General features: G+C 68.3%; 10 protein-coding genes and 2 pseudogenes. 6 read left to right on the top strand and 6 right to left on the bottom strand.

Annotated features, from left to right (window positions below):
- Window positions 1-421: 421 nt before the first annotated feature.
- Window positions 422-1,504, bottom strand: coding sequence for a hypothetical protein (locus ACFY5B_RS22790; RefSeq protein WP_389971950.1), 1,083 nt, complete (start codon window positions 1,502-1,504; stop codon window positions 422-424).
- A gap of 297 nt (window positions 1,505-1,801) precedes the next feature.
- On the bottom strand, window positions 1,802-2,152 hold the full coding sequence (locus ACFY5B_RS22785; RefSeq protein WP_389971948.1) for a hypothetical protein: 351 nt from the start codon (window positions 2,150-2,152) through the stop codon (window positions 1,802-1,804).
- Window positions 2,153-3,072: 920 nt separating this feature from the next.
- Between ACFY5B_RS22785 and ACFY5B_RS22780 the strand changes: the two are divergent.
- Window positions 3,073-3,228, top strand: a pseudogene (locus ACFY5B_RS22780) (pirin family protein); the annotation flags it as partial.
- Window positions 3,229-3,939: 711 nt separating this feature from the next.
- Here ACFY5B_RS22780 and ACFY5B_RS22775 read toward each other — a convergent pair.
- Window positions 3,940-4,790: pseudogene (locus ACFY5B_RS22775) on the bottom strand (IS5 family transposase).
- Between the two features lie 1,020 nt (window positions 4,791-5,810).
- On the opposite strand from ACFY5B_RS22775, the gene ACFY5B_RS22770 reads away from it, so the two are divergent.
- From ACFY5B_RS22770 to ACFY5B_RS22750, 5 genes are all read left to right on the top strand, one after another.
- Window positions 5,811-6,269 carry a hypothetical protein gene (locus ACFY5B_RS22770; RefSeq protein WP_389971947.1) on the top strand — a complete coding sequence of 153 codons (459 nt, stop codon included), beginning with the start codon at window positions 5,811-5,813 and terminating at the stop codon, window positions 6,267-6,269.
- Window positions 6,266-7,102, top strand: a complete 837-nt coding sequence (locus ACFY5B_RS22765) for a hypothetical protein (RefSeq protein WP_389971946.1) — start codon at window positions 6,266-6,268, stop codon at window positions 7,100-7,102. The genes ACFY5B_RS22770 and ACFY5B_RS22765 overlap by 4 nt, the downstream gene beginning before the upstream one ends.
- A 38-nt stretch (window positions 7,103-7,140) precedes the next feature.
- The gene (locus ACFY5B_RS22760) at window positions 7,141-7,662 is read left to right on the top strand and encodes a roadblock/LC7 domain-containing protein (protein WP_389971945.1); all 522 of its coding nucleotides are present in this window, start codon (window positions 7,141-7,143) and stop codon (window positions 7,660-7,662) included.
- Between the two features lie 160 nt (window positions 7,663-7,822).
- The gene (locus ACFY5B_RS22755) at window positions 7,823-8,197 is read left to right on the top strand and encodes a hypothetical protein (RefSeq protein WP_031136637.1); all 375 of its coding nucleotides are present in this window, start codon (window positions 7,823-7,825) and stop codon (window positions 8,195-8,197) included.
- Between the two features lie 107 nt (window positions 8,198-8,304).
- Window positions 8,305-9,819 carry an FAD-dependent monooxygenase gene (locus ACFY5B_RS22750; RefSeq protein WP_389971942.1) on the top strand — a complete coding sequence of 505 codons (1,515 nt, stop codon included), beginning with the start codon at window positions 8,305-8,307 and terminating at the stop codon, window positions 9,817-9,819.
- On the opposite strand, the gene ACFY5B_RS22745 is transcribed toward ACFY5B_RS22750, so the two are convergent.
- From ACFY5B_RS22745 to ACFY5B_RS22735, 3 genes are all read right to left on the bottom strand, one after another.
- A complete protein-coding gene (locus ACFY5B_RS22745; RefSeq protein ID WP_389971940.1) occupies window positions 9,816-10,790 on the bottom strand; it encodes an alpha/beta hydrolase in 975 nt (324 codons plus the stop codon). The genes ACFY5B_RS22750 and ACFY5B_RS22745 overlap by 4 nt on opposite strands.
- A 93-nt stretch (window positions 10,791-10,883) precedes the next feature.
- Window positions 10,884-11,378 carry a lamin tail domain-containing protein gene (locus tag ACFY5B_RS22740; protein WP_033308899.1) on the bottom strand — a complete coding sequence of 165 codons (495 nt, stop codon included), beginning with the start codon at window positions 11,376-11,378 and terminating at the stop codon, window positions 10,884-10,886.
- A gap of 156 nt (window positions 11,379-11,534) precedes the next feature.
- Window positions 11,535-12,899, bottom strand: coding sequence for an FAD-dependent oxidoreductase (locus ACFY5B_RS22735; RefSeq protein ID WP_389971938.1), 1,365 nt, complete (start codon window positions 12,897-12,899; stop codon window positions 11,535-11,537).
- Window positions 12,900-12,915: the final 16 nt, after the last annotated feature.

The raw sequence follows: 12,915 nt of genomic DNA, 5'->3' as shown, positions 1-12,915 counted from the left end.
CAGCACGATTGCCTCTGCGAGGCTACGGGCGGGCACTGACAGCGGGGCATCGCGGACGGATGACCTTGTCGGTGGACTACCGCTCCGGACCCACCCCAGCCTCCCGACGCCTACGCACACCAGGCCATCTGACGTGCATTTTTCATGATGCACAGGGCCCACTGGAGCAGCGGCAGTCTGCTGTCGGTGGGCAAGCAGTTCAGGCGCGTGCTGCCGGGGTTGGTACAGCGCAACTGGACGTCCGGGTACAGGCGTTCCCTGCACCCGAAAGGTCGCCAGCTGGTACCTCCCCTTGACGGGCAAACCGCACGCCGGGGAGCGGTGTTGGCACAGGTAGTTGCGCATTGCTGATCTGCGCTGTCCACCTCCAAGGCGCCTGTCCCAGCAAGGCGTGAAGCGAAGGCAGTCAGACAGACGACGGTCATTGTCGTCGGTGTCTGCCGGTTGCCCCGGACGTGCGGGCAATGAACACTGCTCTCCCCTCTCCCGTGGCTGAGCCGTCTGACATGCGACGGGCAGTGGCGATGAAGCAGCGCAGCCCCAGGTCGGCCAGACTTTCGATGAAGTACCGGTCGGAGAGCGACGACCCCGGTGGGTGTGTGAGCCTCGCGCTCATCCACTCCACCAGAGTGGAGCCTGCCCCACGTGCGGTCCGGGGCCGGTCGAGACGGGCCTGGTCCTCTCGGCCGCCGGTTGCCCGCGTCCAGGTCTGGTCGAGCGCCGTTCGAACCTCGTGACGCAGAGCGTCGAGTTCGTCCATGCTTGCGTGGACGAGGCGATCCAGTCGCTCCTCAGGCGAGGTCTCTTCCCGACGCGCCATCTGGGACGCATGGCTGATGGCGGCCATTTCCCAGACCGGTAAGGAGTCGTCGCTCTCCACATCCGAGTCAAGGGCCAGGGCCGCTTCCAGGTCGGCCATGAACGCGAGGTCGTCTTCGGGTAACTCCGGGAGGTTGAGGCCGGTGAGTACTCCGAGGAGGCGCTCGTCGACTTCCGCTCGGGGCGCGCGGGAGAGTTCGGGAAGGCGACGCAGGTTGATGCGCATCTGCCGGATGGCTCTGCCTCCGCGTTCGAGGTCGAGGCGGGCCTCGGCTTCAGCTTCTTCGTATTGCGGCGTCAGTTCGCCTCGCCATTCTTGAGGCACGGATGCCGCGACTTTCGCGACCCCATCCTCCTGGGAGAAGCGGCTGGTGAAGTAGGTGCGGGCCAGGGCGAGTTTGAGCGCGAGCTCGGGTACGGCAGCGCCGTCGAAGAATGCCATCAGGGCCAAGTCGTCCATGCTGCGGCGTGGACCGGCATGTCGGGCGAGTGAGAGCACCAGTTCCTCGGTGCCGGGCGGGTACTCCGTCCTGGTGCCGGCCCGGCCCAGGTAGTCGACCCGAGGCCGGGGGAGGAGGCCGTGCTGTCTCCAGCGTTCGAGTTGGGCGGCGCTGACCGGGTGTCCGGCGGCGGCTGCCGCGGTCATCAGATGCTGATCTGCACGGCTCGGTGCGGTTCGTGGCATGAGGGAACGGTACGGATCCAGGCGGGGTGCAACTCGGCGGAAGACGCGGGGGTCGAGTAGCCCGGTAAGGCGGATCAGTTTGGAAGGACGCGAGCGTTTGCGGGCGGGGCAGCGGGCCTCACCGCAGGGCTGTACGACGTGCGGCGGCGACGGAACCAGAAGTGGGTGACGGGGCCGAAGTTACGAGCTGGTTCCCGATGCGCTGGAGACTTTCCGGGCGGCGCACAAGATCGGCAACAGTGCGACGTCGCTCGGCGTCATTCTCGATATTTCCGAGCGGCACGTGGGCGAGCTGGCCTAAGGCTGGTTCGATGCGGCCTTTGGAGGGCAGCAGTACACCGCAGAAAGCGGTGGACATCCACGCGTCCTCCCCGCACGCGCGGGGATGGTCCCCATTGGAACGAGACCCTCGGCGGTAGCAGTTATATCCGTGCCGATGGCTTCCTGTTCGGCGTGTTCGCGGGCGTACTGCTGGGCTCGGTTGAAGGAGAGGCCTGCGCTGAGCTGGGTACCGGTGAATCCGAGCCGCTGGCCATCCTCAATATCGAGCGCGCCGTAGCCGACCAGTTGGCAAAGCGTGTCATGGCTGAGTTCACGTACCAGCACCGTGCTCATCGCCGCTGCCTTGCCGACGTCTGACGAAGCCACACCAAGGAGTGTGTAGGCCGACACCTTTCGCAACGTTGTGTAACCGCGCCTCAATGTCCCTGAGCTCGTTGGAACGTGCCGTGCCGCTGGTCTGCCAGTGCCGAGTCAGCACGCCACCAACCCCGTGCTGGTTACGTGCTGACTTCGATGGCCCGAATCAAGGAAACCCACAGGTCCTAGCCCCGATCGAATGAGTTGTCGTACCACTCGATGGTGGTGCCGATGAGGCTGGCGGTGACGATGCGTTTGAGGTTGGCGGGGGGTGGGGGAGCGGTGGTTCCGGAGGCCATGGGCGCCACTTCCTCATGTGCGGTGGGGACGGGTACGTGTCGGCACACGGTAGAAACATGCAGGTCAGGCGCACATGTGGCGGGGCAACATAGTTCGGGGGCTGGCTATGCCTGTGCCCACCATGTCAGCTCACAGAAGGGCGGTTCAGGGGCTCGAAGATGGGCGAAATGAGCGCTGTCCGGGACGCGTAGTTCGGGGTGATTTGACGGTACGGTGCTGACTCCCGTGCTGGTTTGGTGCTGACTAAAGGCCCACGTCATCACCCGTTCTCACCCCCTCCCGTGCTGACTTGGTGCTGACTACGCTCCGTTGAACCCCGTCATCTGGGACTGATCGGGCAGAGGTTGCCTTCTGGTCCTGCGCGGAGTTGAGCCCGGAGATGTGGGCGAGGTGGATGATGGCCGCGTTCTTCAGGACGGTGCGAGGCCCCACGGGCTATCGCCGTACGGGGGGCGTGATTGAAACAGCCTGCCGCCCTCACTGGGGCTGGTAACAGTTCTGGTGCCGTGACCGTCAGCTGCTATCGGTTCGGCAACGTCGTTTCGACCGTGCCGACCCACACACGAAAGCGCCGTACGGGACTGGGAGATTGCCGTGCTCGTGCATCCAAGCCTGCTCCACTTGTTCTAAACTGGATCGGGCGGACTCAGGAAGAGATCGTACAGGCCCGTCAGGATTGGATGGAAGGCTCCCGGTTCGGAGAAGTGAAGGGGTACGACGGGGCTCCACTGCCCGCACCGGAACTGCCGCCGGTGCCGTTGAAACGGCGGGGAAGAGTGCGCTGACCTGCGGAAACGCGTCGGCGTTGGTGGCCGCGAGGTGGAAGGTGGGCGGGTGACTCTCGCGGTCTTCCATTTGCTTGCCGGAAGGCGTCCAAACGGCCCGCTGGCTCAGGCTGGTGCGGTTGGCGATTCCACGGTGTGGCTGTCTGTGGGCGGCTGTGGCAGGACTCTTGCTGACCTAATGCTGACTTTGCTGACGCCTCGTCAGGCTCGGGTAAGGGGCTCTTTTCCAAGCTTCGGCGCTTGCGTAGGCGTTTGCAGGGTCAGTGATGTCCGGACCGATGCTGACTTGGCTGGCGGTTGAGTCAGGCGTTGCGGAGGGACGGCGTCGCTCACAATGTCGCCTTGTTGAGACTCCACAAGACTCCGATGCCACCGCTGTCTGTCGGCAGCGCCGCTTGCGTCCGATCTGAAGGGTGCTGCGCCGTGGTGTGACTAGCAGGTTCTTAGTCTGCTGGTGGTACAGCAACAGCACCCACGCTGACCAGGCAAAACGGTATTCGGCGCGGCCTTCCGTCGAGGGGCTGGTCCGGAAATGGTCCGGATCTTGGTCTGGCAACGCGGGTTCGGGTCCTGCTGCGGCTGCAGTGGGAGGGGTTGGGGACGATCGGGACCGAACGGGGCAGGGGATTGGCTGCCCGGACGCTGGTTATCCGGGATCGAGGGTGAGGTGGTGGGCCCGCGGCCTGCCCTAAGAGGGCATCTGATCAACGTTCAGGCCGTTGTGGTAGTCATGTCCGTTTCGATTCGCCAGGTTGGCGCGGATTCTCCCGTCAGTTCGCGGGACATTTTGTTAGCCATCGCCCAGTGGATCATTGCTCGAGATCTCTGGGGCAGGGCTTCGTAGTCCCGGGCCAGGCGGCGGTGCTGCATCAGCCAGCCGAAGGTCCGCTCGATCACCCACCGTTTTGGCAGGGGCTCGAACCCCTTCGCTCGAGGTCGCTGCACGACTTCCAAGTCGATGCCGAGGAGGGCGCCGTGGTTGAAGATGCTGTTCTGGTATCCGCCGTCGGCCCAGACCTTGGACACGCTTGGGTGGTTCGCAGCCACGTCGTTGAGCAGGAGCTTGCCGCCGGTGGTGTCCTGCACGTTCGCGGCGGTGATGACGACGGCCAGCACGAGACCGAGCGTGTCCGTGATCAGGTGCCGTTTACGTCCTTTGATCTTCTTGCCGGCGTCGATGCCCTGGCTGGTCTCGGCCACGTTTGCCGAGGTCTTCACGCTCTGCGCGTCGATCACGGCCGCGGTCGGCTCGGCTCTGCGGCCGTGGGCTCGGCGGGTCTTGTCACGTAACAGGTCATGCACCTGCTGGGTAGTGCCGTCCGCTTCCCACTTCGCGTAGTAGTCGTAGACGGTCTTGTACGGCGGGAAGTCGTGGGGCAGGTACTCCCACGGGATGCCGGTGCGGTTGACGTACAGGATCGCGTTGACGATCTCCCGCAAGTCATGCACGCGGGCCGCCGTGCCGGGACGGTCCGTCTCGCCCGCCAGGCGGCGAAGACCGGCTCGATCAGAGCCCAGCGGGCATCGGACACATCACTGCGGTACGGACGACGAGCACTCACGCACCGTGCAACGACCGCCAACGCCGCCAGTCACAAAAGCATCCCAGAACACCAACTACCTAGATCAGATGCCCTCTTAGTGAATTCTCTGTTGTTCCAGCCACCTGAAGATCTCACTCCTCTTGTACAGCACCTTGGCGTTCCTGCCTCGTCCGAGCTTGTAACCCCGTAGGCCTAGCTTTGCAGCCTCCTTGTACATCCAACTGGTGGACATATTGAGCGTTGCGGCGACTTCGGAGGTGTCCATGAGTACAGACTCAGCCGACCGGCGGCTCGATTGAGGAATTCGCGCGAGGCCTGTTTCGTTTGCTGACGTGCGCTGGTTTTCGGTCAGGGTCGCTCCTTGAACTTGGACAGGTCTCGTCGTGGCGTGAATGGCTGGGTTCCTGAACGGCGAGAGCCTCGCCTCAGAGTGGCTGGCGGGGCTAGTTCCAATGGTGGGAAAAACCGCCGGTTTGGCCAACCGGCGGTTCGCGGCTATGTTCCGCCTCCCCCGGTCTGAGGAGCCGACGTCGGCAGATGAGTATGTGCTGCAGCCCGCAATCGGCCGTAGGCCAGTGGGTTGGGCCCTGTGGCGCTGCGACGGTCCCTTGACGACGTCCGCCTGAGCCCGCAGGCGGGGCACAGGAGCCGTTGCCTTGGTCGGCCGACATCGCTGGGGCGGATGCGTGACAGCGCGAGGCGAGGTCGTGCACATCAACCTGATTACCCGTCAGTAAAGTCAGCAAGTGGTCAGCATGAGTCCTGCTGAAGCCTGCGAAGGCTTGCCGAACCTGCGAATCGCCGCGAGGGTGCCCTGGCGTGTTTAAGTCGTGAAGGTGCAGGTCAGGGTGAGTGGCTAACCGCCCTGTGGTGCCCCGCGATCCATCCTGCCCGCTTCCGATCAACCCCGCTCGCCCCCCGCCCGCTTCCCTGCACATTCCTTTGGAAAATGCCAAAGCGTTCACCTGCGCCCACCACTTTCCGTAGTGTCGTGCTCACGTTCGCGGGAACGGCCGTGCAGGGGGAAGGGGATTCGGCGTGCCCGGAATCGACGAGAGTCTGCTGGAAGCCATGCGCTTGCCAGGTGCTCGAGGGGCGTCGGTGGTCGACTGGATCAGTGGTCTTGCCCTGGGTGCGGTGGGTGCGGCACCCGGTGGCGACGCGGAGGCGACGGCTGCGGAAACCGCCGAACTCGCCCGCCTCGCCACCGAGAGCGGCGCCCTCGCCCTCACCGGCGGACCGTCGGGTGACGGCGCAGGCGCATCGCCCGGCGGCGGCCCCGGCGGCCCCGGCGGCCTCGACGGGCCGTCCGGCAAGGAACCCCCAGTACAGGACCTGATCATCACTAACGCCGACTCGTACCACCTGCTCAGGTTCGTCACGACGACCTTCGACAGCACCGTGTTCGTGCACTTATGGCTCGACCGCAGCGAAGGGAACCTGGCGCTGGCCCGCATCCGTCTGGCAGAGCTGACAGACCGGCTGGTGCTCGGATGACCACACCTACCCGGGCCCCGCGCACGGACGAACCCGCCTCGGCCCTGCTGAGCACCCTCGCCGCGCAGGGGGCGACCGGTGCCCTGTCCACCGAGTCGGGGATCGTCTACCTCGCTACAGGACACGTCGTCCACGTCGAGTCCGCCGTCACACCCGACCTCGGTGACCTGCTCACCCACAGCGGTGCGCTCGCCCCGGACGGCTGGTGGGAGGCGATCGACCAGGCCGGGCGCCGCTGCCGCGTCGGACGGCAGCTGGTGGACAACGGTCAGCTCCCCGTCGGCGCGCTGGAACTGTGCCACCTGGGCGCCCTCTTCGACGCGGCGTACTTCGTCCTCGCCCACGACGGACCGGCTCTCCGGTTCCGCCCCGGAGCCGCACACTGGCTCGGCGCGGTCCGGTCCGTACCGGTGGACACCGTCCTGCGCGAGTCCAGACGCCGCCGCGAACTGCTGCACCGCATATGGCCCGAACCAGCCGTCGACCGCGCGCCCCTCGCCCGCGTGCCCGGGCCGGACGCCGCCGACCTGCCGGCCCGCCGCGGCCGGACCCTCGCCCAGGTCGACGGCGTCCGTACCGCCGCCCAGATCGCCACGGCCCTCGCCTGCCGCACCTTCCACACCCTCGTCGAACTCCGCCGCCTCGCCGCCGCCGGACTGGTGGCTCCCGCGGCCCCCCTGGTCCCCGCCCCCACTCCAGCCCCGACCCCCGCCCCCACCCCAGCCCCCGCTCCCGTGCCCGCCGAGCCGGGCCCCCCTCCTCGTCCCGCCGCACCGGACGAGCCCGACACCGCACTGCTGCGACGGCTCCTGCACGCCTTGGAGGCACTGTGATCCGCGCGCGAAGACAGCGTGCCGAAAGGAGACTGCTCATGGCCGTCGAGACCGACGTCCTGGACGAACTGCGTCGGCTCCGCACCCGCATACCCCGGCTGACGGGCTCCCTCGCGGCCACCGTCGACGGACTCGTCCTCGCCCACGACGTGCCGGACACCGAACCGGAGGGACTCGCGGCGCTCACCGCCGCCGCCCTCGGCGTCGCCTACCGCATGACCGACGCCGCCGCCCGCGGCGACTTCCGCGAACTGCTGGTGCGGGGCTCCGGTGGCTACGTCGCCACCTACGCCGCCGGAACCACCGCCGTACTCACCCTCCTCGCCGAGGACCGCGTCAACGTCGGCCGCCTCCACCTCGAAGGCCGGCGCAGCGGCGCCCGGATCGCCGACCTGCTGGCCACTCGCGTGGGCCCGGGCACCGGCCGCCACGCCGACCGGCCGGCGCCCGAAGAGCACCTCGCGACCGTGCCCCCGGCCGGCGACCGCCCCATCGGCACCCTCCCGGTACGGACCCCGCAGCGACCCACGCACCAGCCACGCCCGCAGACCGGCCTCTGAGCCCACCCGGACCACCAGACCCACCGAACCTCCCGACCCACCAAACCTCCCGACCCACCAAACCTCCAGACCCACCAAACCTCCAGACCCACCAAACCTCCCGACCCACCAAACCTCCCGACCCACCGAAGCAGAAGACCGAAGGAAAGGAACCGAGCGCATGGCCAACACGGAGACCGCGCTGAAGGAATGCCTGAGCTCCATCGACGGAGCGACGGCCGTCGCCCTCGTCGACTACACCAGCGGCATGGCCCTCGGCACCCTCGGCGGCGGCAAGGACTTCAACCTGGAAGTCGCCGCCGCGGGCAACACCGACGTCGTGCGGTCGAAGCTGCGCACCATGGAGCACCTGGGCCTGAAGGAGGAGATCGAGGACATCCTGATCACGCTCAACACCCAGTACCACCTCATCCGCCTCCTGAAGGGGCGCGGAGGCAGCGGACTCTTCCTCTACCTCGTGCTCGACGGGAGCAGGGCCAACCTCGCCATGGCCCGGCACCAGCTGCGCCGTATCGAAGCCGACCTGGAGGTCTGAACCGGCACCACCGGACGGGAGCCCTCCGCCACGCACGCGTCGCGGAGGGCCCCGGCACGCCGCACGGCGACGACATGCTCCAGCCGGTCGCGTCTACGGTGTGTGTCATGACGGCACCCCTGGACGTGCTCGTGGTGGGCGCGGGCCCCACCGGACTCGCGCTCGCGACCCAACTGCGCGCCTACGGCACCCCGTTCCGGGTCGTGGACCGCTCACCGGACCGCGCCCGGGAGTCGCGCGCCCCGGCGATCCAGCCCCGGACCCTGGAGATGCTGTCCGCGTTCGGTGTGGCGGACGACCTCGTCGGCCGGGGCAACGCGGCGGTCGGGCTGCACCTGCACCTGCCCCGGCGGGTGCTGCGCGTCCCGCTGTTCGACGTCGGCTGCGACGACACGCCGTACCCGTTCCTGCTCTTCCTCCCGCAGTCGGAGACGGAAGCCACCCTGACGGCTCATCTGGCCGCGCGGGACGTGACGGTCGAGCGCGGCACGGAACTGCTGAGCGCCGAAACCGGGGGCGAGCACGTCACCTGCCGCCTGCGACACCGGGACGGAACCGAGGAGACCGTACGGGCCCGCTACGTGGTCGGCTGCGACGGCGCACACAGCACCGTGCGCTCCCAGGCGGGCATCGGCTTCGAGGGGTACGCCTACCCGCAGACGTTCCTGCTCGCGGATTTGGAGGCCGACGGACTCGAGCCGGGCGCCGCGCACACGTACATGACCGCGGCCGGACTGTTGCTCTTCTTCCCGCTGGGCTCTCCGGCCACCTGGCGGATGATCGCGATGCATCCGCCGGGCGCCCCCGGCGACAAGGTGAGCCTGGCCCTCCTCCAGCGGATCGCGGACGACTGGACGCCCGACAGGCTCTCCCTGCGCGATCCGGCCTGGATGACGAGCTTCCGCATCCACAACCGCGGCGCCACCCATTACCGCAGAGGCCCCTTCTTCCTCGCCGGCGACGCGGCGCACATCCACAGCCCGGCCGGGGGACAGGGCATGAACACCGGCGTCCAGGACGCGCTCAACCTGGGCTGGAAGCTCGCCCATGTCTGCCGCGGCGCGGCACCGGAGGACCTGCTGGGGACGTACGAGGCCGAACGCGCCCCGGTCGGGCACTCCGTGCGCCGCCTCACCGACCGTGCGTTCACCGCGGGTACGAGCAGCCATCCGGCCCTGCGGCTGGCACGGACGTGGTTCGCCCCGCACGTGGCCCCCCTGCTCCTGCGGGCGACCGGTGCCCGGGCGCGACTCTTCCGCACGGTCTCCGAACTCGGCATCCACTACCGCCGGGGCCCCGCCTCCGTCACCGGACCCCTCCGGCCGCGCCGGGGCCCACGGGCGGGAGACCGTCTGCCCGACACTCCGTCCGGCCTCCAGCGGCGCGTCACCGGGCCGGGCTACCACATGCTGCTCACCGGCCCCGCCCACCTCTGGCCCGACGACCCGCGGCTGGGCGAACGGCACGGACTGCTGAGCGTGCACCGGCTGGGCACGCGCAGCCCCTGGCCCGGTGTCCACCACGCCCTCGTACGGCCCGACGGATACCTGGGTTACGTGGCACGCGGCACCGACCTCACGGGCCTGCGTGCCTACCTGCACCGCTGGCTGCCGACCCCCTAGGCCGGAAGGCCGGCGAGCCACTCGGTCAGGAGGCGGTTGGTGTCGGCGGGACGCTCCTGCTGAACGAAGTGACCGCAGCCGTCCAGAAGGTGCGAGCCCCTCAGCCCGGGCAGCGTGGTCGGGTACGCCGCGATCGCGTCGGCCAGCCAGGTCGTGGACGCGTCCAGGGTGCCTCCGATGAACAGCGACGGCTGGGTGACAGGGGCACCGGCGAAGTCCGCCAGGTCCCGCCAGTCGCGATCCATGTTCCGGTACCGGTTCAGCGCCCCCGTCAGTCCGGTGCGTTCGAACTCCGCGGCATAGACGTCGAGGTCGGCCTCACTCAGCCACTCCGGCAGCCGCCCGGCGGGGAACCGGTCGCGCAACCGACCGCCGCGGGCCACGAAATGGGGGTCGGCCTCGGGCAGCGTGTCCGCCGACAGGGCCGCGTAGAAGCCCGCCAGCCAGCCGCGCACGTCGGGCTCGATCTCCGCCTCGGCCCGGCCCGGCTCCTGGAAGTAGGAGACGTAGAACTCCTCGTCACCCCCCATCCGCGCGAAGACCTCACTCGGTCGCGGCCCGCCGGGCGGAGTGTAGGGCACGCTCAGCAGCCCCACCGCGCGGAAGATCTCCGGCCGGACCAGGGCGGAGGTCGCCGCGATGGTCGCGCCCCAGTCGTGCCCGACGAGCACGGCGGACGGCTCGCCCAGCGCCTCCACCACGGCGACGTTGTCCTCCACCAGATCGAGCATCCGGTACGCGTCCACCTCCGGGGGCCGGGACGAGCGCCCGTAACCGCGTACGTCCAAGGCGACCGCGCGGTAGCCGGCCGCTGCCAGAGCGGGCAACTGGTGGCGCCAGGAGTACCAGGACTCGGGGAACCCGTGCAGCAGGAGGACGAGCGGTCCGGCGCCCTGCTCCACGAGGTGGGTGCGGCCGGCCGGTGTGGGCACCAGGCGATGTGCGCGGTCGGCGGCGGACGTCTGCGGCATGGATCCTCCCGCGATCCGAAGGGCGTTCGGTCCACCGATCATCCAGCGTCCGCCGCGCCGCACGCCAAGCCTGTTGCCGGATCGGCAAAAGGCTCAGCCGTGGAAGGTGATGTACCCGTTGCGGTCCGGGTCGGAGCCGCTCTTGGTGTACGAGTGCACGTCGGCACGGCTGCCGGACGGCTTGTACACGTAGATGGTGTCCTTGTCGTTGTTCCACATGAAGTTGCAGTTGTCGCGGTAGACGACGTTCCTGGTGTCGGAGTCGGTCCCGTTGCCGCCGCGCAGCTTCACGTAGTCACCCGGCTGGAGGGTGTGGCTCGCGGTGAAGGTGAACTTGTTCCCCGCCGCGTCCTTCACGACGTACCCCTTGAGGTTCACCGTCGTGGAGCGCGAGTAGTTCTTGATGGTCAGGTACTCCTCGGCGGTGTTCCCGCCCGAGCAGCGGTTGGAGTCGCTGCCGGGAGCGTCGTACTGGATGCCCCGGATCTTCAGCGCGGAGTCGTACTCGGCGGCCTGGGCCGGCACCGCCGACAGGGCGGTCAGGGCTCCGGCGGCGAGGGCCGTGGTGGCGACAAGGCGTATGCGCATGGACGTTCGTCCCCCCTGCATGGCCTTCAGGTGAAGGCGATGTGATGGTTCGGTGAAGCATCCGGATCGTACACGCTTCAAGTACGCAGAAGGGCGGGTTCGGTGACATTGCCACCGAACCCGCCCCGCGGCAGGTGAGACGTCAGGTGTGATGTGTCAGGCGCCGCTGGCCCGCAGCATGTCCTCACGCTCGACGATCTTCACGCGCTCGCGGCCCTCGGGGTCGCCAAGAGCCTTCTCCGCGGCGTCCAGCTTGTACCAGCCGTCCCAGGTGGTGAAGCGGATGTCGCGCTCGGCGAGGAACGCGTCCACGGCCTCGGGGTCCGGGGTGGCGGGCGTGTGCAATTTACCGCCCGCGTAGTCCTCCAGCAGGTTCTTCACCGTCTCGTTGGCGTCGCCCTTGGTGTGCCCGATGAGGCCGATGGGGCCGCGCCGGATCCAGCCGGTGACGTACGTGGACTGCAGGTGCTCGCCCGACTCCTGCATGACCCGGCCGCCCTCGTCCGGAACGGTGCCGGAGTCGAGGTCCCAGGGCAGCTTGGGGAGCTTGTCGGACAGGTAGCCGACCGCGCGGTACACCGCGCCGACGTCCCAGGTGTTGAACGTGCCGGTGCCCTTGACGTTGCCGGTGCCGTCGAGTTCCGTGCGCTCGGTGCGCAGGCCCACGACCTTGCCGTCCTCGCCGAGGACCTCAACCGGCGACTCGAAGAAGTGCAGGAAGAGCTTGTGGGGCCGGTCACCGACGTCGCGGATCGCCCAGTTCTCCAGGGTCTTGGCCACCATGTCGGCCTGCTTGTTGCCGCGCCGCGTGGTGATCGAGCCCTCGTCGTAGTCGATGTCCTCGGGGTCGACGATGACCTCGATGTTGGGGGAGTGGTCCAGCTCCCGCAGCTCCATCGGGCTGAACTTCGCCTGCGCCGGGCCCCGTCGGCCGAACACGTGGATCTCCTTGGCCCGGTTGGCCTTCAGACCCTCGTAGACGTTGGCCGGGATCTCGGTCGGCAGCAGCTCGTCCGCCGTCTTGGCCAGGATGCGCGCGACGTCGAGCGCGACGTTGCCGACGCCGAGCACGGCGACCTTCTCCGCCTCCAGCGGCCAGGTGCGCGGGACATCCGGGTGACCGTCGTACCAGGACACGAAGTCCGCGGCGCCGTACGAGCCGTCCAGGTCGATGCCCGGCAGCGAGAGCGCCCGGTCTGCCGTCGCGCCGGTGGCGAAGATCACGCCGTCGTAGAACGCGCGCAGGTCGTCCAGGCCGATGTCCGTGCCGTAGTCCACGTTGCCGAAGAGCCGGATCTGCGGTTTGTCGAGCACCTGGTGCAGGGCGGTGATGATGCCCTTGATCCGCGGGTGGTCCGGGGCGACGCCGTAACGGATCAGTCCGAACGGCGCCGGCATACGCTCGAAGATGTCTATGGACACACCGGGTTCGGCGGCCACCTCGGACTTGAGCAGGGCGTCGGCGGCGTAGATCCCGGCGGGGCCGGATCCGACGATGGCTACCCGCAGGGGGCGGGGCATGGTCAGGTTCCCTTCG

Origin of the sequence: Streptomyces sp. NPDC013187, assembly GCF_042899705.1 — a bacterium.
GTDB classification, from domain to species: domain Bacteria; phylum Actinomycetota; class Actinomycetes; order Streptomycetales; family Streptomycetaceae; genus Streptomyces; species Streptomyces hawaiiensis_A.
The sequence above is the reverse complement of the archived record's forward strand: the minus strand, read 5'-3'. Positions and strand labels throughout refer to the sequence as shown.